Genomic DNA, 23,905 nt, shown 5'->3' with positions numbered 1-23,905 from the left:
ACATATTTTCAACCAATTGTACATTACTTTTTGAAAATTAATTTACAGATTAGATACATTCTTTACGTTAACATTACAAATTCCTATGGTATAATTTATTCTTGTAGCTATTTTCGGGTATAATATATCTATATTTTCCTTTATAAATCAATGTTTTGGAGGTTCGCTAGTGAAATTGAGACTCAGAAATCAATTAATTATGGTAGCGTTTACACAACTTGCTATTTTTTCCTTGTCCCTTATCTTCAATCATGATATTTCTTTATTAAGCTATATCAATATATCTTTTTACATCAGTGCTGCTTTTCTTTTAACCGCATTGCTTCTATATACAATTCATAGCGGTTTTTATGATGTCATTTCAAGGTCTTTTACACTTGCCTTTTCAAGGGGGCATAAGAATAAAAAGTTTAGTGAAATCCCGGGATTATCAGAACTTGTAACAGTTAACCAAAAACCGCTGCTTTTTATTGGTCTTGTGAACGGTTTTTTAATGCTTCTTGCCCTCTTCGCCTATTATTTTTTGCTGACTTGAAAATAAATATGCAATTCATTTATAATGTTTGTAAATGCATACTGTTAAAAAAGCGATGATAAAGAGTAGTAAGTATTATTTTTCGTTACAGAGAGTTTGTGGCTGGTGGAAACAAACACGAATGAATTACTGAATGGACTTTGGAGCTTCTTTCTGAACCTTTCCATTATTGGAAACTTTAGTAGGACTAGACGTTTTCCTTACGTTAAAAAGGAATCCTAATCAATTCATTTGTTGATTTTGGATCTGAGTGACTCATTTTGAGTAATTTAGGGTGGTACCGCGAAACCATTCGTCCCTATTGTTTTAGGGGATGAATGGTTTTTTATTTATATTTTTAGGAGGAAATTAAATGAAGACAATTTTTTCAGGTATTCAGCCGAGTGGAACGATTACACTTGGGAACTATATTGGGGCTTTGAAGCAATTCGTGGAATTGCAAAATGATTACAATTGCTTTTTTTGCATTGTTGACCAGCATGCTATCACTGTTCCCCAGGATCCGGCTATACTGCGTAAAAATATCCGAAGCTTAGCAGCATTATATTTGGCTGTTGGGATTGATCCTGACAAAGCCACTTTGTTTATTCAATCTGAAGTTCCCGCGCATGCCCAGGCAGGTTGGTTGATGCAATGTGTCGCGTATATCGGAGAATTGGAAAGAATGACACAATTTAAAGATAAATCTGCTGGGAAAGAAGCTGTTTCCGCCAGTTTGTTAACCTACCCGCCACTAATGGCAGCTGATATTCTATTGTATAACACAGACCTTGTTCCAGTTGGTGAAGATCAAAAACAGCATTTGGAATTAACACGGGATTTAGCAGAGAGATTTAATAAGAAGTACAATGACATTCTTACTATTCCCGAAATCAGTATTCCAAAGGTTGGTGCACGAATCATGTCACTTCAAGAACCAACGAAAAAAATGAGTAAATCTGATCCAAATCAAAAAGCTTCCATCACACTTTTAGATGATCCAAAACAAATGGAGAAAAAAATTAAAAGTGCGGTTACCGATTCGGAAGGAATCGTTAAATTCGATCGAGAAACTAAACCTGGCATTTCTAATCTTTTATCTATTTACTCTATCTTGGGAGGAAAATCTATTCCAGAGCTAGAGGCAATGTACCATGGTAAAGGATATGGAGATTTTAAAGGCGAATTGGCTGAAGTAGTCGTTAATTTCTTTAAACCGATTCAAGAAAAATACTACAATTTGTTAGAATCAAGTGAACTTGATGAAATTTTAGACCGCGGTGCTGAAAAAGCAAACGCAGTGGCTTCCAAAACGCTTAAGAAAATGGAACGAGCAATGGGTATTGGAAGAAAGAGGAAATAAAAAACAAAAGCCTGATCCGCAAAAGATATGTGATGCATACCTTTTGGGTCAGGCTTTTAGTTTACTTTTGGACCATGCTCCATTTCCCATAGTTTTTCAAAAAATGGCTGTCCTTTAATTAAATTTTCACAGAATGTCTCGTGTTTTTTAGACCATCCGTACTTTGCTTCTTCAAATAACTGTTCCCAAGCTTCTTCAAAATTTAACTCTTGGATGGTGGAATACTGTTCAGGGCACCACTCTGTAAACCAATAGCGAATCTCAGCTTCATTATTTGAAGAGAGCATCTGATCAAGGGCCATAAACAATAGCTGTTTAAGTTGTCGTTCTTTACGAGTTAACCCAGTCATCAGTTCTGGTTCAGGAGAAAGAATATGAAAATCCTTTGTTTTTGGCTGTTGATAAAAATGATATTTTTGGGCATCATGTGTCCCAATCATTTCATATACAAGCTGTTCCTGTCTTGGGATAAGCCTGCTTTTCCTGATTGGGATATTATAGCCAATTGTATCTACTGCCAATATCCCCGTCCCATCGGTTACAACGAAGCAATAATCCAGTTGGACTCTTTCATGATTTTTCCTTAAGTATGCTTTTTGATAAATATCATCTAGAAGTTGTTGAGGTAACTCAGACAAATCATTTTCAATATAGTTAAAGAGAATCGGCTCGACCCTTAACAGCGGAACCTGGTCTAGCAGTTCCACCCCGTCATCTTTACGCCATTCATGAAAGTGACAAACATTATAACCGTTTTCTTCACCTTCAAACCAATTTACCCAAACATCATGGAGATATAACATTATACAACCCCTCACTTCAAGAAACTGTTTGTCAATCAGTATGGGCAGACCTAAGTTAAATTATTCCTTTTGAGGAAATTGAACATGTCCTAAATTTTACTTAAGATATATGAAACGGCAGATATGATTAGTACAAAATAAAAAATCTACCATATAGGGATGGTAGATTGTTGGAAGATTTTTATCTTCTTAATTTTGGATTAAAGGCATCCTTTAATCCTTCTCCGATAAAGTTAATCGAAAGAATGGTTAAAGTGATAATCAATGCAGGCGGTACCCAAATCCACAGCTTATATTGAAGCACATCAGGTTCATTAGCTGAATTCAGCATATTTCCCCAGCTTGGCACCTCTTGCGGCACCCCAAATCCTAAGTAACTTAATGCCGATTCAACTACAATCATTGTCGCAAACGTAATCGTTGCCTGTACAATAATGGTTGAAAGTACGTTGGGCAGAAGATGTTTAACGATGATTTTCGCGGGTGAACAGCCTATGGATATTGCCGCAATAATATACTCATTTTCCTTTTCAGCAAGAATTTTACTACGGACAATCCGAGCAATTCCTCCCCAATATAGAAGACTGATTACTCCTATTAATACCCATAGTCCAGATACTTTACCAAAAAGAATGGCGTTTAAAACAATAACAAAAACAAGAAAAGGAAAGTTTAAAATTAAATCAGTAAATCTCATTAATAAACTATCTGTTGTGCCCCCGAAATAACCGGCAATAGAACCGATTAATGTACCAATAAATATGACAAAAAATGTACAACTGATTCCAACAAGCAGTGAAATCCTTCCGCCATAAAGTAACCTTGTAAAAACATCCCGTCCAGCTTTATCCGTCCCTAACCAATGCTTACTAGACGGTTCTAATCCCATTTCACCAATATTTATTTTCGTAATATCAGCGGTTGTAATATATGGGGCAAGACAGGAAATAATCGCAACAAGTGCTAAAAAAATAAGGCTGGTCATTGCTAATTTGTTCTTGATAAATTTTTTTCTGGCAATTGCTAATGGAGATAAACTTTTTTTCTGGGGGGCATGGGGAACATTTGTTTCGTTTTGTGTAACTATTTCCATCATTTCTCCCCCTAATCTAATCTGATTCTCGGATCTACAACACCATATAAAATATCAGCGATTAAATTGCCGAATAGTGTTAAGAAGGAGAACATCATTGTCAACGTCAATAAAACAGGATAATCCCTCACCCCGACGGATTGTAAAAATAATTGTCCAAGGCCAGGATATGTAAAAATAGTTTCAGTGATAATGGCACCGCTAATAATAGCAACAATATCGAATCCTAAATAGGTTATAAGCGGAATTACGGAATTTCTAAGTATGTGTACATTATAAATTTTACTTTCGGGTGTACCTTTCGCTCTTGCCGTACGGACATAGTCCTTTCGGCTATTTTCAATAATATCGTTTCGTAAAAATTGTGTATAACTTGCAATATTTAAAAATCCTAGGACAAAAGCAGGTAATAATACATGGTGCAAGCGGCTTAACCACCAATCAAATGTACCTTCGGTAACACCGATATCAACAGATCCATTTGACGGAAACAAGCCCAGCTTAAATGAAAAGAAATAAATAGCAAATACTCCCGCAACAAATGATGGTATGGACAAACCTAGATAGTTTATCCCGCCAATTAGATTATCCCCAAGCGTATATGGTTTTCTTCCTGCGTATGAACCCATCATAAAAGCAAGAAAATAAGTAATTATGATAGATGTGAATCCAAGTAATATCGTATTAGGCAACCTTTCTCCAATAACATCGGCTACTTCAATTTTAAACCGGGTTGATTTTCCAAAATCTCCTTCGATGAAATTACTAACCCAACGAAAATATTGCTGTGGCATAGGGTCATTATAGCCTAGCTTTTCACGCATTTCCGCAATATACTGTGGGTTTGTATTTCTTGGATCGATTTCTCCACTAAGTGAATCCCCGGGCATTAACTTTGCCAAGGAAAAAACAATGATGGAGGTAAGGAGCAGCATTGGAATCATTCCCAATATTCTGCGAAATGCATATTTTAACATGTGCATTCTCCTTGTCTTTAAGCTTTGATGAACCTTAGCTATTAAAAAAACCTATCTTATTCGAATGGGAGAAGTTGACCTCCCATTCGAATATAAAGATTGAGTTTATAAAATTAATTAAGCAGTTAACTTAGACTATATCTCTTAGCCATTGAAATTATTGCTTAATCCACCATTCATTTGGACGGTTCATACCTGATACATCGAATTTCACACCATTAACGCGTTTGCTAACTGCCATTGTTTCTTCAAGCTCGGCAATTGGCAATACAGGCAGATCTTTCATAAACAGCTTTTGCCATTGTACATAAAGATCTTTACGCTTATTGGAATCAGTTCCGACAACATTGATATCCAGTGCTTGGTCAAGCAATTTATCACTATCCGCATTTACCCAGCGTGGATAGTTCCAAAGTGCTTTAGAACCCCAAAGTGGAGTTGGATCTGGATCTGACCCTGTAGACCAGCCGCCAAAGAATACTTCCATTGATTTGTCTGCTTTTTCAAGCATATCGTAATATAGATTTACATCTGTCATAGTAAGTTTCGTTTTCAAGCCAACTGCTTCCCAATATTGAGTTAATGCTTTTGCACGTGATTCGAATGTAGGGTTTTGTGTTGCATAGTGGCTAAAGTTAACAACAAACTTTTTACCTTGAGGATCTTCACGGAAGCCATCTCCGTCAACATCTTTATAGCCTGCTTCATCTAATAATTCTTTTGCTTTCTTAGGGTCGTACTTATATTGCTCTAATTCTTTATTATCTGCTGCAATCCAGTGATTTGTTGGAATTGGGCGGTTAACTGGCTTTCCTACGCCGAAGAAGAACGCTTTTACCCACTCCTCACGATTAATCGCATAGTACATTGCCTCACGAAGTTTCTTATCTTGATACTTTGGTTCGTTCATGACATTTTTCTCGCCATCCCAAGTACCTAATCTGAAACCAACATAATAATAACTTACGCCAGGATATGTGATTGCATTTACATTATCAAGTGCTTTAACTTGATCTATGATACTTGGATGGAATGCAGTCATATCAAGAGTTCCGTTTTTAAGTTCGCCAACTGAAAGTGAAGGGTCAATTACCTTAATAACAACCTTTTCGATATGAGGCTTTCCACCGAAATAATCGTCAAAACGTTCCATTTCAATTGATTCACCTGGTACAACTTTTGTTACTTTAAATGGACCTAATCCAACAGGTTTTGTACGAACCTGTTCAGATCCCATCATATCTTTTACAGCCATTCCTTTAAATTCAGTACGATTAATTGGATATGTCCAAAGGTTATCCAAGTTATTAACACGTGCTTTATCAAAAGTAATTTGAATATGGTAATCATCAATTACTTTAATACCTGAAATTTCTTTTGCTTTTCCATCGTGGTAATCTTGGGCACCAACAATATTTCTTACGTTATCAAAACGTGGTCCCTCATAATCCTTGTCAGCAATTACTTTTAAAGCGAATTCCCAGTCTTTTACTGATAATTCGTCTCCGTTATGCCATTTAACACCTTTTTTGATTTCAAAATCAAAGACTTTATTGTCTGTTGTTTTCCATGAGGCAATATGCGGCTGTGCCTTTAATTGCGCATCATAATCAATAAGGTTCTCATCAAAGAAATCAATTACATATTGATCTGTTTGATTTCCGTAAAAAGCATAGTTGAATTTACCTTCAGGAGCTGAATCTAAGGCATAAACGAGTGTACCGCCATCCTGAGGTTTTTCCGACGTTTCTCCTGTCTTACCTTCATTGTCATTTTTCTTAGTTCCAGCTTTTTCTCCGCCACTGCAAGCCGCTAAAAATGCCGATAATACAAGCATTAAGGCAGCTAACATGAGCATGCTTCTTTTCTTCATTTGTTTCCCCCCTATAAAAATTTAATTTTTAGTTCTAGTAAAGGTGGCAAGCTACTCGATGAGAGGGCTTCACCTCCTTTAATGCAGGTTTTTGTTTAGTGCATTCTTCCATTGCCATTGGACAACGAGGATGGAATGGACATCCGGACGGAGGATTGATAGGGCTTGGGACATCACCCTTTAAAATAATCCTCTCTTTCTTTTGTCTTGGGTCAGGAGATGGAATTGCAGAAATTAAAGCCTGTGTATAAGGGTGCAGCGGTTCAGCATAAAGACTATTTTTATCTGCAATCTCCACCATATTGCCTAAATACATAACCCCAATTCGGTCACTCATATGCTTAACAACGCTTAAATCATGTGCAATAAATAGGAAGGTTAACTCAAATTCTTCCTGTAAGTCTTTTAATAAATTTAATACTTGCGATTGTACTGAAACATCAAGGGCAGATACAGGCTCATCAGCAATAATCAGCTTTGGTCTTAATGCGAGCGCTCGGGCAATTCCGATTCTCTGCCGCTGTCCCCCGGAAAATTCATGGGCATATTTAAAATAGGCTTCTGGCGGGAGACCAACCTTTTCTAATAGATCCATTACTTCCTGTTTTAATTCAGCTTTACTTTTCTTGGAGTAGTTATAAATTGGCTCCGCTATTATGTCCCCAACCATTTGCATTGGATTTAAAGAGGCGTATGGATCCTGAAACACCATCTGCATGTCCTGCCTAATTTCTCGAAGAGATTTGCCAGAAACTCGAGTGATGTTTTTTCCTTCGAACAGAATGCTGCCTTCTGTCGGTTTTAAGAGGCGCAGTATTGTTCGACCCGCAGTTGATTTGCCGCACCCAGATTCACCAACTAATCCAAGTGTTTCCCCTCTTTTAATCTCAAATGATATATTATCAACCGCTTTCACATGGCCAATTGTACGTTTAAAAAATCCCCCTTTTACTGGGTAATAGGTTTTTAAATTTTGAATTTCTAATAGATTTTCAGATTGAGAGGATTGTTTTTCATCATTTTTATGTATAGTATCAGTACTCATTACCGCACCCCTTCTCTTGGCTTACTAGTTTCAAAAAGGAGACAGGCCACTTCATGATCTTGATCGACTTCTGCAAGTTCTGGGGTTATGGTTAGACATTCAGGCATTGCCTTTGGACATCGATTAGCGAAACGACATCCGGATTTAGGCATATTTGTTAGGGAGGGAACTATTCCTTGTATGGAACTTAGTCGCTCTTCTTCTTCTTCCATTTTAGGAATAGCGCCTAAAAGAAGTGTCGTATATGGATGCTTGGGATTATAGAACAAAGTGTCAACATCTGCTCTTTCAACAATTTTTCCGGCATACATAACGATTACTTCATCACACATTTCAGCTACGACGCCTAAATCATGTGTAATGAGAATAACAGACATATCATTAACTGCTTGAATATCTTTTAAAAGTTCTAGGATTTGAGCCTGTACAGTCACATCCAATGCAGTCGTTGGTTCGTCAGCGATTAATAATTTAGGCTGACATGCAATAGCTATAGCAATCATGACACGTTGTCTCATCCCGCCAGATAATTGATGTGGATATTCATCCACAATTTTTTCAGGCCTGGAGATCCCTACACTTTTTAATAAGGCTATTGCTTTTTGACGTGCTTCCTGTTTTGAAATCTTTGTGTGATTAAATAATACTTCTTGAAGTTGAAATCCAATTGTAAAAACTGGATTAAGAGAGGTCATTGGTTCTTGGAATATCATTGAGATGTCTTTTCCACGGATTTTATTAATTTGGGATTCTGTCAGCTTTTCAAGATTTAACTCTTCAAATAGGATTTCACCGGATTTTACCTTACCGCTTCCCTTTGGAAGAAGCTGCATGATTGAGAGACTCATAACAGATTTGCCACATCCAGATTCACCTACAACACCGACTATTTGACGAGGTTTTACTTTAAACGAAACATTATCAACAGCATTATAATCGATTCCGTCAATGTCAAATGCCGTTTCTAAATTTTTCACTTCGAGCAATGGTGCCTCTTTGAGTAGAGATTTTTTTGTGCTCATAGTACACCCTCTTACTTTTTGAATTATTCTGTTAATTTTATTGATTCAAGTAAAATTCTATTACAAAATTATTACAATTGCAAGATTCTTTTAAAAAATTGGTAATATTCACACTTATCAAAATAAAAAAGCCCTTTTTTATTAGGCTTTTTTTGCTAAATATTTGGTTTTTCACTCTAAAAAATCTAATGATGGGGCCGTAAAAGATAGTTTTGTAGAATATTGATGTCTTTTGTAATATGCCCTAACAATATTATATCCTGCAGCATATCCAAGCAGCTTGGGTATCCTCCCGCCTCCATACAATAAATGGTCATGAATCCTTTCATCTTTTTTACTTCTTAACTGTTTTTTCATATATTTATCCCAAAATATAGATAATTCATTTTCAGAATACATTCTGCACCAATTTGCCAGGTATTCTTTACCACAATTTTTTAATACGGCATATTCTGCCAGACCCTCTATTACAATTGAGTCTAGCAGCGTATACTCTTCCATTTTTTTGTTTAGAGCTTGAAGGCGGCAAACATGATGATATTCATGGACTAGAAGTGCCTCTATTTCTTTAGGGTCCTCTAAATCTGAGAGAAACAGAAACATTTTATCAGGGAATGAAACCCCGCCCTTTTGTCTTTCTTCCCTTCGTATAAAAAATCCACCTGATTGTCCTATCGGAAAGAGAAAGACAGGTACATCCGGTCCAGACCATTTATTCTTATAGTTTTGAAACAGCCGTTCAACACGATCCCACGCTTTCTGTTCAACCAATCGGTTTAAATTTCTCTTTGAACTTCCTGATGGACTATACATCCCAAAGTTCGTTAATTGGCGGTAAATGGATTGAGCAGTCTGCCCGTTAAAATACGGTTTCAACCTTTCACAGATTTTTCCTGGCTGTTCAAAATCAGCCATTAACCATTTATCCGTTCGAATAATGCCCATTTTCTCACCTCAATTACCGTATCTTTTGATCATTTTATGAATGTTGAAAGGATAGGTTCGTAAAGTAGGATAGGGAATTATTCGAAAAAAAAACTCGTGCCAGAAAAATTCTGACCGAGTTTTTTTATACTATTCGTATTTTTTAAAGACAATTGTGGCGTTATGACCACCAAAGCCTAATGAATTGCTCATGGCTGCTTTAATTTCCAATGGACGAGCCGCATTTACAACATAGTCCAGATCACATTCCGGATCTGGCGTAACATAATTCATTGTCGGCGGAAGCATTCTGTCCCTCATTGCCAATAATGTAAAGATGGCTTCAACACCACCAGCAGCACCAAGTAAATGTCCAGTCATGGATTTGGTTGAACTCATTGCAAGCTTATATGCATGCTCGCCAAATACTTCTTTAACGGCAAGTGTTTCAAATTTATCATTATATTCTGTACTTGTTCCATGGGCATTAATATAATCAATATCTTTAGGCTCTAAACCTCCATCAGTAATCGCCATTTTCATTGCTCGGGCACCGCCTTCACCACCTGGTGCCGGTGCAGTAATATGATAGGCATCACCTGTTGCCCCGTATCCAATGATTTCAGCATAAATATTAGCTCCGCGTGCCAAGGCATGCTCTAGCTCTTCCAGGACAATGATTCCTGCACCTTCACCAATTACAAAGCCGTCGCGATTTTTATCAAATGGCCTGCTTGCTGTATTTGGATCAGGGTTTGTGGAAAGGGCAGTGTTGGCACAGAACCCAGCAACAGACATTCTCGTAATCGGCGCTTCTGCACCTCCCGATACCATAACATCTGCGTCACCGCGCTGGATCACCTTAAAGGCATCTCCAATTGAATTTGTACCGGTTGCACAGGCAGTAACCGTACATGAATTAAATCCCCGTGCACCAAGTGTAATGGAAACCTGGCCAGTTGCCATATCCGGAATTAACATTGGTACGAAGAAAGGACTTACACGTTTATAGCCCCTTTTTTGAAAAATTTCAAATTGCTGTTCAAAGGTTTCCATACCGCCAATTCCTGAACCAATCCAAACCCCCACGCGGTGGGAATTTTCTTCATTGATCGTTAAATTCGCATCTTTTACAGCCATAATTGCACTTGCAACTGCAAATTGTGTAAAACGGTCCATTTTTCTTGCTTCTTTTTTATCCATAAAAATTTCTGGATTAAAATCCTTTACTTCAGCAGCTACCTTCGCTGGATACTCATCTGCATTAACTCTTGTCAGAGGTCCAATTCCTGATTTCCCTTCAAGAATTCCTTTCCAAGTTGTTTCAGCATCATTTCCAAGTGGTGTCACTGCTCCTACGCCCGTTACTACGACCCTGCGCTTTTCCATTTGTACATCTCCTTTTATCTGATAACTTTTCCCTATTTTTACAAGTTATTTTTCATTTGTTTTAAACTTTGATAACTGTCCAGCTCCAGCCCTAGGAAAAAATGAACTGCTTTTTTCCCTGGTCAAGGCGCTTCCGCTTTTCTAATTATTTACCCCAACGGATTGCAATGGCGCCCCAAGTCAAGCCGCCGCCAAAACCTACCATGACTAGGAGGTCATCATCTTTAATCTTTCCTGCTTCTAATTCTTCTACAATTGAAATTGGTATTGATGCTGCAGAAGTATTTCCATATTTATGAATTGTTTTAGACATTTTTTCAATTGGGAGCTCTAACCGCTGTCTCGATGCTTCCATAATCCGAATATTGGCTTGATGAGGGATAAGGAAATCGACGTCATCCTTGGTAAGTCCTGCTTTTTCAAGAACGTTTATACAGCTCTCGCCCATTTGTCTAACGGCAAATTTGAATACTTCTCGTCCATTCATAATGATATATTCATCTTGATATAAATGCTTTGCCCCAGTCCCATCTGCACCAAGCTCAAATGAAAGAATTCCTCGATTTTCGGATACTGGGCCAAGTACGACTGCACCGGCACCGTCCCCAAATAGGACAGCGGTATTTCTGTCGCTCCAATCCGTAATTTTCGAAAGCTTTTCAACCCCTACAACAAGTACATGTTTATATTCTCCTGTTTCTATAAACTGTTTCCCTGTGATAATTCCATACATGAACCCAGCACATGCTGCACTAAGATCCATGGCAGCTGCCTTATAGGCCCCTAATTTTTCCTGAATTCTGCAGGCAACAGATGGAAAAGGTGAATCTGGAGTAACTGTTGCAACCAAGATTAAATCAATTTCTTCTGGATTTATACCTGCGTCTTGAATTGCTTTCTGGGCAGCAGACAAGGCCATATCCGATGTTTCAATATCGTCTGATGCTATCCTGCGTTCTTCGATACCTGTCATTGTACGAATCCATTCATCAGAAGTATCCATCATTTTTTCTAAATCATGGTTGGTGAGAATTTTTTCTGGTAAATACCTTCCTATTCCAACAATACCAGCTTTCATTATTCCATCTCCTTTAATATGATAAGTTTCTCTATACCAAAGATTAATATCAATTATTATGACTTGGTACTAATTTTATCAAATGAGACCTTAATTAAGCAACTGTTACTTACTTTTACCCCTCCGCTAAAGTACATTCCTTTTGATAGTTTGCTCATATTCTAAAGGTAAGAGACATTTTTCTTTGAAGGAGTGTAAGAGGAAATGGAAGATTGGGAAAAAGAAGAATCAACTTTAGAAAAGCATCAAGCGAATTTTGAGGATGAAAAACATCAAGCGAATATTGAGGATGAAAAGCATCAAGATCGGTTCACCAGTTTAATGTTTGGATCAAGAAGGCCTCACCATGAAAGGACCCCGTTATTTGGCAATCGCCATTCTCAAAATTCTCAACAAAACCATTCAGATATCGATTATGAACAACTCATGTTGAGTATTGATGCTATATGGGAATCTGTACAGGACTTAAAGCCAATATTTCAAAAATTCTATCCGTTTATCCAGAAATTTTGGAAAAAGAAATAAGCTGCCTTTTTATCGGCAGCTTATTTTCACTATTGATTTACTTCCTGAAGAGCTTCTTCACGGCCAAGGTTGTATGCTTCTTGCATAACCTTTGTAAATAAATTCATAAACGGTTCAATTAATTCCATTGATAATTCTACTCCTGATTTTTCTAACTGTTCCTTGGCTTCAGGTAAATATTTCATCGCAATCATCATAAATTGTAATGACTTATCTTGGTTGTTCATATGTATCCCCTTTAATAAATTATTGTGGTAACTTTCCTGTTTGCTTATATGTTTGGATCTGCTTATTAATTTTCTTAATAAATTCCTTGCTCACTAACGGACTATATTTTCCTAGGGTTATGACATTATCTTCAAAATCAAAGGAAAGATTTCCTGCTTTTAATTTACCGTTATTATATTGTTCAGCAACCTTCTCATATAATTTATCTACCTGCTGAATCGTGCTTGTTAGAACCGTCGATTGCCCCAAATCTGATTGGTCGGAAACATAGCCAATAACATATAGTCCTCGTTCCTTGACCCTTTCAATAACAGGGACATTAAAACCATCGCCAGCAGGATAGATTACGTCGACCCCTTTTTCCATCATACGATCGACTAATTGTATCGCTTTTTTTTCATCATCCCAATTCCCTACGTATTCTATGCTTACTTGGGCGTTTTTATTTTCTGCCAATGCTCCTTGATAGAATCCTTCTATTTCTGGCTGCCATTCATAGGCAGCCAACACTCCTACCTTCTGTTCCTTCGACATATGGGCAGCAACCATACCTCCAAAAAAGCCCATCGCGTGTGCTTTAAAGGTTAAACTGGTTGTGTTAGGATTTTTAGCATCGCCATTAAAACTGACAAAGTGAATTTTAGGATAATCCTTTGAAATCTTATTAAAATATTCAGCATACTCTGAACCGTGACCAAAAATAAGATTTACTCCTTTTTGATCAAACTCTTTCACCGCCCTTTCAACTACCGATTCAGAATTCATTCCTTCTTTATAGTAAACCTCCACATTGAATTTTGATTGTATTTTTAGCATCCCTTTAAAGCCCTTCGTTCCCCATACTTGGTCATTAACCGTTTCAGGCACTAATAAGCCAACATTTTGTAATTTGCCTGATGTTTTTTTGGTTACCCCGCAGGCCCCAAGTAAAAAAAGACATAAAAGAATGATCCCGAAACGGTTTAGCATTCAATGCATCTCCTTCATACCACTGCCATTTCTATAACTGATTCTTTCTAGATATAAATAATGGACCTGTAATCCTCATTTTTCAATTTTTATTCTACCCTTTGAATAATAAAATGAAAAGATAAATTTCCTGCGCTTCCACTTTCTGGATATAAAGTAAACCCTATCATGTTTTACGGGCTTCCATACAACTGGCCTGCTTGATTTTTTTGTTTCAAAAATGATTCGGAAATCGGGGTGATTTTTTTCATTTGAATCTTAACAACTGATGGATCTATTGCAAATGGTTCAACGCGGTTTGAATGAATAAGATTCTGTTCAAGTTTTAAATAGGACGCGCATATATCCCAATAATTCTTCTTTCCACTTTCTAATATAAAGCTTCCCTGCACATTTATATCCATTATTTCAAAAATAGAATCGATTGCATCCTCCACAAAAATTGTATCGATTGTCCATTCCCTATTCGATTTATAAATTTCTTTTTGTTGAAAGTCTGACATAATCACTTGTTGAAAGATAAAAGTTTCGGTCTGCCAGGGACCATATATAGAAGGTAAATAAAAGAAATGAGTCTTCTTCACCAATCCTTTTACATGATTCAAAAAGCCTCGGTGCACTTTTTCACCCTCAGCTCCCAACAATTGTATTGGGAGAATAAAGACAAATTCTGTTTTTGAATTATTTCGCTCAATATAGTCCAATATTGGCCCAGTAACCTTTTCCTCTAAATAAATTTCTTCCTTATTTTGCATATAGGAATCAAATAATGAAAAAATAACGACGGTATCCCTATTCCCTTGACCTTGTTTTTTCTCCCAATCCGCAAGACCATTTTCAATGAAATTTGAATTTCTGCCAACCTCAAATCTTTTTTCATCAAGATATTGAATATTGTCTATATCTTCAATATTGACCCCAAAGACCTCTATTCCTTTATTAAGCAACGTTTTGCAAATATGAAAACTGACAAAATCATATACACCAAATATAATGGCCTTGTCCATAAAATCTTCCTCCCCATACTATCCTTAATGAATCCTATGCGTTTGAATAAGGAATTATTTCATTATGGGGAAGGGGAGACTTAGAGGACAGCTTCATGGCTTGTAAAAAACTTTATGCATATATTGCCAAGCTGTAGTTTCTTTTCTGGCAGCATATAAGTTGGAGTGATTTCAGGATATTTGATAATTTTCTGATAAAGCTTTGATTGATTATAAGATTTTCCTCCAGACAATACATGAATAATCTTGACAGGAAATCCAAAATCAAGATTAACATGATCATCCATACTAAAAATAGTGCTTTCAAGTACATTTTGTTCTAGTTGATGAGCTGTTACTAATTCTCTTATCAATTTTTTATAAAAGAACTTATGTTCCTTTTCCTGTTCTAAATGATGCTTTAATGAAATGATTGGGTTTAAAAGGATGACCGAACGAATACAGCCCTTTAATTTTTCCATTAACTTTACCGCAACTAGCGCGCCCATTCCTTCTGCTAAAATATGAATTTTATTATTTAGGATTTCACTTCGGATTACATGTTGATATAGCCGCTGAGCCAAATCAACCGATTTTTCGCTCCCCCAGTTTCGCCCATAAAGATTTGAGGAAAAAATCGTGTAACCTTTTTCTTTTAGTTGGTTGATAATAGCGGACTTCCCTTCATTTTGTGTCCAAAAGCTTTTACAATCGTCCACAAAATGCCGTTCATCTCCAATTATTAAGACCCCAAATCCAGTAGGCTTTTCTGGGTAATAAATGATATTCCATTGGGTATCCATCTGAAAATTACGACTGTCCATAGGTAAATCTCCTTTTACATATTTCCTCACGATATTGTATGTTTGTTCACAAAAGATGAAAGGGAGTTTGCCCATTTTTATTAATTTACATTTATGTCCAGACAATTAATTAAATGAGTGAATTATCAAATAAACATTTATTAATTAGAATTCATATGGTAATATTAGAAATGATGTAAATAAGGTTAGAGGTGAAAAATAGTGCGATTCTTTTGGACTTTTTTCTGGTTATTTTTACTAGTGCAAATGCTTACATATGTTGTAAGTTCAATGAATGGTGTTGCATTTGATGTTAAAGTAGGTTCCATTTTAGCTGTTGCTGTAACCATTTTAGTTTTTGTGGTATCATCTTTGATACCAAATGAGCCTGTTGAAAAACATTAAGTGCCGATAAAAAAGTCTTCCACATCAATGGAAGACTTTTTTAATGGATTAATCTCTTGTTATTTTATTAAAATTATCACTTCTTCATTTTGAATCTTAATTTCAAGGCTTGATCCATCATGAACCCTTCCCGCAATAATTTCTCGAGCTAACTTTGTTTCTATATTTCTTTGGATATAACGCTTCAACGGTCTGGCACCATAGGTAGGGTCATATCCGTTAACAGCGATGAATTCCTTGGCATCCTCACTGATTGAGATATTTATTTGCTGTTCTTTTAATCTGTTCTGAAGTTCTTTTAGCATTTTGACGACAATATTTTTAATTTCTCCTAATGATAACGGCTTAAATAGGATAATTTCATCAATACGGTTTAAAAATTCCGGACGAAAATGCACTCTTAATTGGCCTAATACCATTTCTCTTGCTGTATCAGTTATTTCAATTTCATTTTCAGAACGTTCGAGTAAAAATTGTGATCCTATATTGGAGGTCATAATAATAACGGTATTTTTAAAATCTACTACCCTCCCTTGTGAATCAGTGATGCGCCCATCATCTAAGGCTTGAAGGAGAATATTGAAGACTTCCGGATGGGCCTTTTCAATTTCGTCCATCAGAACAACAGAATAAGGTCTTCTTCTAACCGCTTCTGTCAGCTGCCCTCCTTCTTCATAGCCAACATACCCTGGTGGAGCCCCAATTAGGCGTGATACTGCATGCTTTTCCATGTATTCCGACATATCGATACGAATAATATGCTCTTCACTATCAAATAAAGACTCCGCCAAAGCTTTTGCTAACTCCGTTTTCCCTACACCAGTTGGCCCTAAAAATAGAAAGGATCCAATTGGGCGATTAGGATCTTTAATGCCGGCCCTAGCCCGTAGTACTGCGTCTGCTACTAAATTGACGGCTTCATTTTGTCCGATTACTCTCTCGTGGAGAATTGCTTCAAGTTTCAATAACTTTTCTCTCTCCCCCTCAACTAGTTTAGAGAGCGGAATTCCTGTCCATCTCGATACAATATGGGAAATTTCCTCACCTGTTACCTCTTCGCGCAGTAACCGATTCTCCTTTTCCGTTTCCATTTCTAAACTTTTAAGTTCTTTTTCAACCAACGGAATTTGACCATGTCTTAATTCAGCAGCACGGTTTAAATCGTATTTGTCCTCCGCTTGCTGCAGCTCACGGCGAAGCTTCTCCAGTTGTTCCCTTTTTTCTTGTAACGTCTGAATGCTTTTCTTTTCTTCTAGCCATTTTGCCTTCATCGTATCGGCCTGTTCCTTTAAATCTGCCAGTTCCTTTAGTAGGGACTGCAATCGTAGTTTACTTGCTTCATCGTTTTCTTTTCTTAAAGCTGCCTCTTCAATTTCTAACTGCATGACTCTGCGTGTTACTTCATCTAGTTCTGTTGGCATGGAATCAATTTCTGTACGAATTAACGCACATGCTTCATCAACCAGATCTATAGCTTTGTCCGGTAGGAAACGATCAGTTATATATCGGTCAGACAAAGTAGCTGCAGCAACTAAAGCATGGTCGTGAATTTTCACACCATGGTGAACTTCAAATCGTTCCTTTAATCCACGTAATATAGAAATGGTATCTTCTACATTTGGTTCTTGTACAAGCACCTGCTGGAACCTCCGTTCTAAAGCAGGATCCTTTTCTATATACTTCCGATGTTCATCAAGTGTGGTTGCGCCAATACAATGAAGTTCACCGCGGGCAAGCATCGGTTTTAACATATTGCCTGCATCCATCGCGCCTTCTGTTTTTCCGGCACCAACAATGGTATGAATTTCATCGATAAACAGTAGGATTTGTCCGTCACTTTTTTTGATTTCATTCAGAACCGCTTTTAATCGTTCTTCAAATTCCCCTCTGAATTTTGCACCAGCAATTAACGAACTCATATCTAAGGAAAAGATGGTTTTGTTCTTAAGTCCTTCTGGAACATCTTTTCTAACAATCCGCTGGGCCAGTCCCTCTACGATTGCGGTTTTTCCTACACCAGGTTCTCCGATTAAGACAGGATTATTCTTGGTTTTCCTTGATAAGATACGAATGACATTTCGAATCTCCGTATCCCGTCCAATAACAGGATCTACCTTTCCCGCTCTTACTTCAGCAACTAAATCCCTTCCATATTTTTTCAAAGCATCATATCCTGCTTCAGGATTCTGTGATGTCACTCTTTGGTTCCCCCTTATTTCTTTTATTGCTTTTAAAATATCTTCAGGCGTATGGTCAAAAGATTGAATGATTTTTTTCATTTCGGATTGATTTGAATAGACTGCTGCTAAGAGGATATGCTCTACCGAAATATATTCATCGGAAAACTTTCTTGCAAATTCTTCGGCAGCTGCTAAAAGCTTTTGCAGCCGGTCTGTAACAAATATTTTATCGTGTTCTGCCCCAGTTCCAGTGACCTGAGGTTTTTTTTCAAGGGATTCTTTCAACCTTTTCTTAATGGTTTCAGATGGTAATGTCAATCGCTTAAATATAGATTCAAAAAGACTGTCCGTTTGATTCATTAATGCCAAAAATAAATGGGATTCATCAATCTCTTGATGATTATTTTTTACCGCTAAAGATTGCGCATCCATTATTCCTTTTTGTAACCGTTGTGTCATTCGGTTAATATCCACAATTCACACTCCCTTATTGACCATTTTTGACCTATTACTTTTATTATAAAACAATCACAGATTTTAAGTAAAATTTGACTAAGAAAAAAGTCATCCTGTTTGGATGACTTTTACCTTTTATAACTGTTATGGTTTTCGTTGATAAGTCCAAACACGTTTATCATTGGATGTCTCTGGAAACGGGTCTCCAGCTTTTAGTTTAATTTTTTTAGGATTGATTACATTATCTCCAGTTTCACCAATTTCAATATACACCCCATTATTTGGTGCCTTTTTACCCGATTTGAACTGATGATTTTGTCCCATTCTTTTCCCTCCTTATCGTCTACATCATTATTATTTCCTTTTCTAGAGTGTCCATTAAAGGAAGTTCTTTCATTTTTTCACATTGTTCGACAGTATTTCCTAAGAAATAAATGAATCATGTTTGACTTTTTGACGATTGTATGAATTTATTCCACATTTATTGCTAAATATTCTTTGTAAACAATATAATTATAGTAATATCTTGTAACCAACCTTGATTGACAGTTATTAAAAGTAAAGTAAATGATTTATGTCGTACCATTAAAGGTGGTCTTTTGTATGCAGGCAGTAAAAGAAATGCCGGTATCGTTGTTACATCTCCTTGAGACCGTACACCATACTAAAAAAATTGAAAAGGGAACATTTTTATTTCAAGAAGGCTCACCAGCGGATGAAATGTATATCGTACAAAGCGGTATTTTGCAAATCAGTAAAATTATTCCAGATGGGAGAGAACTTACCTTAAGAATGTGCTCTAATGGTGATTTTATCGGTGAATTAAATTTATTTTCCCCTTCTTCCAGGTATTTATTAAGTGCACGGGTCGTTGAAAGTGGCGAGGTAGCCGTAATTATGAAGGATGTTCTTGAGGAAAAACTATCGCAAAATCTTTCCCTTTCCTTTGAATTCATTAAATGGATGAGTCAGCAATATCGCAAAACTCAAACAAAATTTCGTGACCTCGTTTTACACGGAAAAAAAGGAGCTTTATACTCTACATTGATTCGATTAAGCAATAGTTATGGAATTAATACCAATAATGGAATATTGCTTGAAATACCATTAACAAACCAAGAATTAGCTAATTTCTGCGGTACATCAAGGGAAGTGGTTAATCGTTTATTAAGCGACCTTAGAAAAGAGAAAATTATTTCAATTGATAAAGGAACGATCACCATTCATGATGTAGAGTTTTTGAAGAATGAAATTGAATGTGAGGATTGTCCAACGGAAATTTGCAAGGTGGATTAGTTAATTAAATTGTATCCTCATTAATAAAAATCGGTCTTATTTGACCGATTTTTTTAATAAGTTTACAGTCCAGCTAATCGATACTTCATCTTTAATAAAAAAACATGGTATGTTTATATGTCCTTTAAGGTGTTCTCTTATGCATTCCTTCCAATAAACAACAGCCGCTATATTGGTCACACTTTTTAATAGAGGAAGGTCTTCAAGATCTCTTAATATTAAAAGCTTCGGGTATTTTTTTTGTTTATATCCTTCAATTAAAATCACATCCGGATCAAAAAAACTCATTAATTCTATCTGGTGCTCAAGGCTGTTCTCCCATTTTTCTACTTGGAGAAGGAGCCTGCCATCTCCTTCAATAATCGAGGCAGCAGCTCCTGCTGAGAGATATTTTGTAGAATCCTTATTATCCACTAAATCAGGCTTGCCGCCGTGTCCGTGGTGTTTAATTACTGCAGATCTTAAACCTTTACCTTTTAAGTCTTTAATTAGCCTTTCAATAAATGTAGTTTTTCCACTATTTTGGTAACCTACAATTTGAAAAATAACCGGTTTTACCAAGGCCACTCACTACCAGTCTGATCCTCAAGGAGAAGAACCTCAATCTCTGTTCCTACCGTAAAACCTCGGGTACCACCCGGTAATATCATCAATGAATTCGCGCCTGCAAGGCTCATAATAATATTCGACTTGTCTAATCCGCTGGGTGTCACTTTAAGTCTGCCGTCTTGAATAAATGCGGAACTGCGGACAAATCGTGTATATGGATTTGCTTTAGGGAAATCAGCATCTAGTATAGCTTTTTCTTTTCGTAAATGCGGTTTTTCCGAAAATAAACATCTTCGGAGGATCGGCCGTGTAAATAATTCAAACCCCACATAGCAAGCTGAAGGGTTACCAGAAAGCCCGAATAGGAACTTTCCATTATGATGTGCGACGGTCGTAACACTGCCTGGACGCATCGCTACTTTATTAAAGAAAACCTCTGCTCCTAATTTTTCATAAATTTCAGGCAGGTAATCAAAGTCCCCAACTGAAACTCCTCCAGTAGTAACTAACAAATCAACTTTATCCAGACTGTTTTTTACTGCATCAAAGCATGTATCAAATTCATCTGGCAGCTTCCCAAAATAATGAACCGTTCCTCCTGCCCGTTCGATTTGGGCAGCAATCATATGTGAATTGCTGTTTCGAATCTTACCGGGAACCAATTCATCGTCAACTTCTAAAAGTTCTGTCCCTGTTGCGAATAGGCCAACGAGGGGTTTTTTCGCAACAGGAACGTGCTTATATCCAAAAGTTGCGAGCATAGCCTGAATTCCTGGATTAATTAGCGTTCCCTTTTTAACTAAAATTTCTCCTTTCTTTGCATCTTCGCCTCTGAAGGAAACATTGTCACCATTTTTAAAGCTTCTTTTGATCAATATATGTGGAATTCCATTCTTTTCGTATGACTTTGCAACCTCAAACATTACAACGCAATCGGTACCCTCTGGCATCATAGCGCCGGTCATAATTCGTATAGCTTGGTATTGTTTGACAACCTTTGTGGAGACCATTCCTGCTCCAATATGATCAATTACTTCCATTTCAATGGGACATGATTGAGAGGCATTAGCAGTGTCTATCGATCTAACAGCAAAGCCATCATAGGGTGCCCTGTCAAAATGAGGCACATCACTTGTTGCCACTAAATCCTCCGATAAAAAACGGCCAAAGCTTTCCTCGATCAATACATACTCAGTTAACCCCTGTAATTGAAAGTTCATAATTTTTTTGACTGCTTCCCCTATCGCAAGCGGTGTTCTTCTTTCAAACAAATGAATCGGCTCCTATCTCTAAAAAAACGGTATGTAATTAACTCATTCCTTTTCATTTATCATTATAAGCCTACAAAAAACTTACCGACATATCAAATGTCACAAAATTGATAGAAACTTAATGAATTAAAAAAATCATTTGCAAAGTGTGATGCATATCACCAAATTTTATTCTTAATTCCAGTATGCTTATGTCAGAAACAAATTACCTTTATTTTTAGGAGGAACTATAAATGACTTTTCCATTCACTTCTACTACATTAGTTAAAGATATTGTAAATAAATTACCAAAAGCAAGTGATGTTTTCAAGAAGAACCGGATCGATTTTTGCTGTGGGGGAAACATTCCACTTTCAAAAGCTGTGTCACAAAACGGACTTAACATGGACAATCTGCTAGAAGAATTAAAAATCGTTTTTGAAAAATATGAGCACGTGGAAAAAGATGTAGAAGTTTGGACAGAATCTGACTCTAATACGATTATTGATCATATTATCTCTAATTACCATCGTACTTCAAAAGAAGAATTAACAATGCTCAGCCCATATGTGACAAAGGTTTCACGGGTACATGGAGATAACCATCTAGAGCTATTAAAAGTGTACGAATTATTTTATGAATTAAAAAAAGAATTGATTGAACACATGGAGAAAGAAGAAGCAATTGTCTTCCCGTTAATCAGGAAATTTACCGACGGAACCATTGAAAATAAAGAGGAAGCCATTAATTTAGTTACTGAGCTTGAAAAGGAACATGATCATGCAGGAGAGATCTTAAGACAAATCCGTTCGGTAACATCTGATTTCACTCTACCTCTTGATGCTTGTGGAACATACCGCTTAGTATACGCACGTTTAGAAGCGCTGGAAAGTTTGACCTTCATGCATGTACATCTTGAAAACAACATTTTATTTCCACGATATATTGCTTAGTAAAAAACAGCCCGCTTAACATAAGCGGGCTGTTTTTTAACCACCGATATAGGACATTTCAATTTTTTTGCGGTTTTTGTTTGTTTCTGCTGTTCTTTCGTCAGAATATCGGTCGTCACGACCATTCCAAATCGCTGTAATTCGCTTTGCTATATCCTCATCACTAGCACCATTTCTCATGAAATTCCGAATATCATGGCCATTTCCATTAAACAAACAAGTAAAGATCTGCCCATTTGCAGATAAACGAGAACGTGTACAGCTGGAGCAGAATGACTCTGAAACAGAAGTAATAAATCCAACCTTCACATCAGCGTCTTTATAATGATAAAGCTTGGCCACTTCCCCAAAATAGGCCGGGTCAACTGGCTCTATCTCAAAGTGCTCTTTTAACAGAAGATAAATCTGTTTTTTGGTTACGACATCGTCCATCTTCCACCCGTTCGTGGAGCCAACATCCATAAACTCGATATAGCGAAGCTCCAATCCATGATTTTTACAGTATTGTGCCATTGGAATAATATCAGCATCATTAAGTCCTTTTTTTACAACCATGTTGATTTTAACTCCAAGACCGGCTTGTTTAGCTGCTTCTATCCCCTCTAAAACCGGTCCAGTGGTTACCCCGCGTCCATTGATTTGTCCGAACAATTCATCATTTAAAGTATCAAGGCTGACATTTACTCGTTTAAGACCAGCTGCTTTTAACTCTCCTGCCAATTTCGGCAACAGGACTCCATTTGTAGTTAAGCCAATGTCACTTAAACCTTCAATAGCAGAAAGTTTTTTCACAAGTATCGGTAAATCCTTTCGCAGCAGCGGTTCTCCGCCAGTTAAGCGGATTTTTTCGACACCTAAATTAACAAATATTTTTCCAAGCCGTTCAATTTCTTCATATGTCAATAAGGCCGACCTAGGTAGAAATTCAAAATCAGGCCCGAATTGATCAGCTGGCATACAGTATTGGCAGCGAAAATTACAGCGGTCAATCACTGAGATACGCAAGTCACGTATCGGTCGATTCAATTTATCTTTAATAATGGTTTTTTCCATTTGCATCAACTCCATTATTCTAAAAAAAGCAAGAATTATCCTAAGTGTACCAGTGTTTTACTAAAAAGACTGTTACTTTATTCACTATCAATATACTTTTTAATATTATTTTAATCTTAACAGATGTTAAACAAGGAGGAAATAATTGTTTATGGAATAAAAATCAGTGTA

Annotated in this window: 24 protein-coding genes and 1 other annotated feature; of the genes, 6 read left to right on the top strand and 18 right to left on the bottom strand. The window is 36.8% G+C overall.

What is annotated here, in order from left to right:
* Window positions 1-169 precede the first annotated feature (169 nt).
* Together V7161_RS24750 and trpS are read left to right on the top strand one after the other, a co-directional pair.
* Complete coding sequence (locus V7161_RS24750) at window positions 170-535, top strand: DUF3899 domain-containing protein (protein ID WP_335715474.1); 366 nt, start codon at window positions 170-172, stop codon at window positions 533-535.
* A 46-nt stretch (window positions 536-581) separates the two neighbouring features.
* Window positions 582-838 (top strand) — a binding site (T-box leader).
* Between the two features lie 49 nt (window positions 839-887).
* A complete protein-coding gene (gene trpS, locus V7161_RS24745; protein WP_335715473.1) occupies window positions 888-1,877 on the top strand; it encodes a tryptophan--tRNA ligase in 990 nt (329 codons plus the stop codon).
* A gap of 56 nt (window positions 1,878-1,933) precedes the next feature.
* Here trpS and V7161_RS24740 read toward each other — a convergent pair whose 3' ends face one another.
* The 9 genes from V7161_RS24740 to V7161_RS24700 form a co-directional block, all read right to left on the bottom strand.
* Window positions 1,934-2,680, bottom strand: a complete 747-nt coding sequence (locus tag V7161_RS24740) for a YjbA family protein (protein WP_335715472.1) — start codon at window positions 2,678-2,680, stop codon at window positions 1,934-1,936.
* Window positions 2,681-2,861: 181 nt separating this feature from the next.
* Window positions 2,862-3,773 carry an oligopeptide ABC transporter permease gene (gene opp4C / locus V7161_RS24735; RefSeq protein ID WP_335715471.1) on the bottom strand — a complete coding sequence of 304 codons (912 nt, stop codon included), beginning with the start codon at window positions 3,771-3,773 and terminating at the stop codon, window positions 2,862-2,864.
* 11 nt (window positions 3,774-3,784) lie between these two features.
* On the bottom strand, window positions 3,785-4,750 hold the full coding sequence (gene opp4B / locus V7161_RS24730) for an oligopeptide ABC transporter permease (protein WP_223592828.1): 966 nt from the start codon (window positions 4,748-4,750) through the stop codon (window positions 3,785-3,787).
* Window positions 4,751-4,907: 157 nt separating this feature from the next.
* Window positions 4,908-6,623 carry an oligopeptide ABC transporter substrate-binding protein gene (gene opp4A, locus V7161_RS24725; RefSeq protein WP_335715470.1) on the bottom strand — a complete coding sequence of 572 codons (1,716 nt, stop codon included), beginning with the start codon at window positions 6,621-6,623 and terminating at the stop codon, window positions 4,908-4,910.
* A 34-nt stretch (window positions 6,624-6,657) separates the two neighbouring features.
* Window positions 6,658-7,668, bottom strand: coding sequence for an ABC transporter ATP-binding protein (locus V7161_RS24720; protein WP_335715469.1), 1,011 nt, complete (start codon window positions 7,666-7,668; stop codon window positions 6,658-6,660).
* The gene (locus tag V7161_RS24715) at window positions 7,668-8,690 is read right to left on the bottom strand and encodes an ABC transporter ATP-binding protein (RefSeq protein WP_335715468.1); all 1,023 of its coding nucleotides are present in this window, start codon (window positions 8,688-8,690) and stop codon (window positions 7,668-7,670) included. The genes V7161_RS24720 and V7161_RS24715 overlap by 1 nt, the downstream gene beginning before the upstream one ends.
* 171 nt (window positions 8,691-8,861) lie before the next feature.
* A complete protein-coding gene (locus tag V7161_RS24710) occupies window positions 8,862-9,635 on the bottom strand; it encodes a DUF2268 domain-containing protein (RefSeq protein WP_335715467.1) in 774 nt (257 codons plus the stop codon).
* Window positions 9,636-9,764: 129 nt separating this feature from the next.
* On the bottom strand, window positions 9,765-11,003 hold the full coding sequence (gene fabF / locus V7161_RS24705; RefSeq protein ID WP_335715466.1) for a beta-ketoacyl-ACP synthase II: 1,239 nt from the start codon (window positions 11,001-11,003) through the stop codon (window positions 9,765-9,767).
* A 145-nt stretch (window positions 11,004-11,148) separates the two neighbouring features.
* Window positions 11,149-12,081, bottom strand: coding sequence for a beta-ketoacyl-ACP synthase III (locus tag V7161_RS24700; RefSeq protein WP_335715465.1), 933 nt, complete (start codon window positions 12,079-12,081; stop codon window positions 11,149-11,151).
* A gap of 204 nt (window positions 12,082-12,285) precedes the next feature.
* On the opposite strand from V7161_RS24700, the gene V7161_RS24695 reads away from it, so the two are divergent.
* A complete protein-coding gene (locus tag V7161_RS24695) occupies window positions 12,286-12,606 on the top strand; it encodes a hypothetical protein (RefSeq protein ID WP_335715464.1) in 321 nt (106 codons plus the stop codon).
* 29 nt (window positions 12,607-12,635) lie between these two features.
* Here the strand turns inward: V7161_RS24695 and V7161_RS24690 are convergent, their stop codons facing one another.
* The 4 genes from V7161_RS24690 to V7161_RS24675 all read right to left on the bottom strand — a co-directional run bounded on the left by V7161_RS24690 (window position 12,636) and on the right by V7161_RS24675 (window position 15,613).
* Window positions 12,636-12,833 (bottom strand): ComZ family protein, encoded by a 198-nt coding sequence (locus V7161_RS24690; protein WP_335715463.1) that lies wholly within the window; start codon window positions 12,831-12,833, stop codon window positions 12,636-12,638.
* A gap of 19 nt (window positions 12,834-12,852) precedes the next feature.
* Window positions 12,853-13,803: a BMP family ABC transporter substrate-binding protein gene (locus tag V7161_RS24685; protein WP_335715462.1), complete on the bottom strand. Its 951-nt coding sequence runs from the start codon at window positions 13,801-13,803 to the stop codon at window positions 12,853-12,855.
* Window positions 13,804-13,976: 173 nt separating this feature from the next.
* A complete protein-coding gene (locus V7161_RS24680; RefSeq protein WP_335715461.1) occupies window positions 13,977-14,810 on the bottom strand; it encodes a hypothetical protein in 834 nt (277 codons plus the stop codon).
* A gap of 80 nt (window positions 14,811-14,890) precedes the next feature.
* Window positions 14,891-15,613: a hydrolase gene (locus V7161_RS24675; protein WP_335715460.1), complete on the bottom strand. Its 723-nt coding sequence runs from the start codon at window positions 15,611-15,613 to the stop codon at window positions 14,891-14,893.
* A 201-nt stretch (window positions 15,614-15,814) separates the two neighbouring features.
* Here V7161_RS24675 and V7161_RS24670 point away from each other — a divergent pair, with 201 nt between their 5' ends.
* Window positions 15,815-15,997 carry a DUF2929 family protein gene (locus tag V7161_RS24670; protein ID WP_223592847.1) on the top strand — a complete coding sequence of 61 codons (183 nt, stop codon included), beginning with the start codon at window positions 15,815-15,817 and terminating at the stop codon, window positions 15,995-15,997.
* A gap of 59 nt (window positions 15,998-16,056) precedes the next feature.
* Here V7161_RS24670 and clpB read toward each other — a convergent pair whose 3' ends face one another.
* Window positions 16,057-18,651, bottom strand: coding sequence for an ATP-dependent chaperone ClpB (gene clpB, locus V7161_RS24665; protein ID WP_335715459.1), 2,595 nt, complete (start codon window positions 18,649-18,651; stop codon window positions 16,057-16,059).
* A 126-nt stretch (window positions 18,652-18,777) separates the two neighbouring features.
* Window positions 18,778-18,957, bottom strand: a complete 180-nt coding sequence (locus V7161_RS24660) for a YjzC family protein (protein WP_335715458.1) — start codon at window positions 18,955-18,957, stop codon at window positions 18,778-18,780.
* A gap of 279 nt (window positions 18,958-19,236) precedes the next feature.
* Between V7161_RS24660 and V7161_RS24655 the strand changes: the two genes are divergently transcribed.
* Window positions 19,237-19,929 carry a Crp/Fnr family transcriptional regulator gene (locus V7161_RS24655; protein ID WP_420491658.1) on the top strand — a complete coding sequence of 231 codons (693 nt, stop codon included), beginning with the start codon at window positions 19,237-19,239 and terminating at the stop codon, window positions 19,927-19,929.
* A gap of 36 nt (window positions 19,930-19,965) precedes the next feature.
* On the opposite strand, the gene mobB is transcribed toward V7161_RS24655, so the two are convergent.
* A complete protein-coding gene (mobB, locus tag V7161_RS24650) occupies window positions 19,966-20,496 on the bottom strand; it encodes a molybdopterin-guanine dinucleotide biosynthesis protein B (RefSeq protein WP_335715457.1) in 531 nt (176 codons plus the stop codon).
* On the bottom strand, window positions 20,484-21,749 hold the full coding sequence (locus V7161_RS24645) for a molybdopterin molybdotransferase MoeA (protein WP_335715456.1): 1,266 nt from the start codon (window positions 21,747-21,749) through the stop codon (window positions 20,484-20,486). Before V7161_RS24645 ends, mobB begins: the two co-directional genes overlap by 13 nt.
* Window positions 21,750-21,982: 233 nt before the next feature.
* Here V7161_RS24645 and ric point away from each other — a divergent pair, with 233 nt between their 5' ends.
* Window positions 21,983-22,681: an iron-sulfur cluster repair di-iron protein gene (ric, locus tag V7161_RS24640; protein WP_335715455.1), complete on the top strand. Its 699-nt coding sequence runs from the start codon at window positions 21,983-21,985 to the stop codon at window positions 22,679-22,681.
* A gap of 36 nt (window positions 22,682-22,717) precedes the next feature.
* On the opposite strand, the gene moaA is transcribed toward ric, so the two are convergent.
* Window positions 22,718-23,734 (bottom strand): GTP 3',8-cyclase MoaA, encoded by a 1,017-nt coding sequence (moaA, locus tag V7161_RS24635; RefSeq protein ID WP_335715454.1) that lies wholly within the window; start codon window positions 23,732-23,734, stop codon window positions 22,718-22,720.
* Window positions 23,735-23,905 lie beyond the last annotated feature (171 nt).

It is taken from the genome of Neobacillus drentensis (genome assembly GCF_036965425.1).
GTDB classification, from domain to species: Bacteria; Bacillota; Bacilli; order Bacillales; family Cytobacillaceae; genus Neobacillus; species Neobacillus drentensis_F.
This window is presented reverse-complemented; position numbering and strand designations above follow the sequence as displayed.

Excerpts from the sequence above, each read along its gene's own strand:
- opp4A (WP_335715470.1), bottom strand. The coding sequence starts at position 6,623 with ATGAAGAAAAGAAGCATGCTCATGTTAGCTGCCTTAATGCTTGTATTA.
- opp4B (WP_223592828.1), bottom strand. The coding sequence starts at position 4,750 with ATGTTAAAATATGCATTTCGCAGAATATTGGGAATGATTCCAATGCTG.
- V7161_RS24655 (WP_420491658.1), top strand. The coding sequence starts at position 19,237 with ATGCAGGCAGTAAAAGAAATGCCGGTATCGTTGTTACATCTCCTTGAG.
- V7161_RS24680 (WP_335715461.1), bottom strand. The coding sequence starts at position 14,810 with ATGGACAAGGCCATTATATTTGGTGTATATGATTTTGTCAGTTTTCAT.
- V7161_RS24660 (WP_335715458.1), bottom strand. The coding sequence starts at position 18,957 with ATGGGACAAAATCATCAGTTCAAATCGGGTAAAAAGGCACCAAATAAT.
- fabF (WP_335715466.1), bottom strand. The coding sequence starts at position 11,003 with ATGGAAAAGCGCAGGGTCGTAGTAACGGGCGTAGGAGCAGTGACACCA.
- V7161_RS24720 (WP_335715469.1), bottom strand. The coding sequence starts at position 7,668 with ATGAGTACTGATACTATACATAAAAATGATGAAAAACAATCCTCTCAA.
- trpS (WP_335715473.1), top strand. The coding sequence starts at position 888 with ATGAAGACAATTTTTTCAGGTATTCAGCCGAGTGGAACGATTACACTT.
- V7161_RS24690 (WP_335715463.1), bottom strand. The coding sequence starts at position 12,833 with ATGAACAACCAAGATAAGTCATTACAATTTATGATGATTGCGATGAAA.
- V7161_RS24675 (WP_335715460.1), bottom strand. The coding sequence starts at position 15,613 with ATGGACAGTCGTAATTTTCAGATGGATACCCAATGGAATATCATTTAT.
- V7161_RS24740 (WP_335715472.1), bottom strand. The coding sequence starts at position 2,680 with ATGTTATATCTCCATGATGTTTGGGTAAATTGGTTTGAAGGTGAAGAA.
- V7161_RS24710 (WP_335715467.1), bottom strand. The coding sequence starts at position 9,635 with ATGGGCATTATTCGAACGGATAAATGGTTAATGGCTGATTTTGAACAG.
- moaA (WP_335715454.1), bottom strand. The coding sequence starts at position 23,734 with ATGGAAAAAACCATTATTAAAGATAAATTGAATCGACCGATACGTGAC.
- ric (WP_335715455.1), top strand. The coding sequence starts at position 21,983 with ATGACTTTTCCATTCACTTCTACTACATTAGTTAAAGATATTGTAAAT.
- opp4C (WP_335715471.1), bottom strand. The coding sequence starts at position 3,773 with ATGGAAATAGTTACACAAAACGAAACAAATGTTCCCCATGCCCCCCAG.
- V7161_RS24715 (WP_335715468.1), bottom strand. The coding sequence starts at position 8,690 with ATGAGCACAAAAAAATCTCTACTCAAAGAGGCACCATTGCTCGAAGTG.
- V7161_RS24695 (WP_335715464.1), top strand. The coding sequence starts at position 12,286 with ATGGAAGATTGGGAAAAAGAAGAATCAACTTTAGAAAAGCATCAAGCG.
- V7161_RS24700 (WP_335715465.1), bottom strand. The coding sequence starts at position 12,081 with ATGAAAGCTGGTATTGTTGGAATAGGAAGGTATTTACCAGAAAAAATT.
- V7161_RS24685 (WP_335715462.1), bottom strand. The coding sequence starts at position 13,803 with ATGCTAAACCGTTTCGGGATCATTCTTTTATGTCTTTTTTTACTTGGG.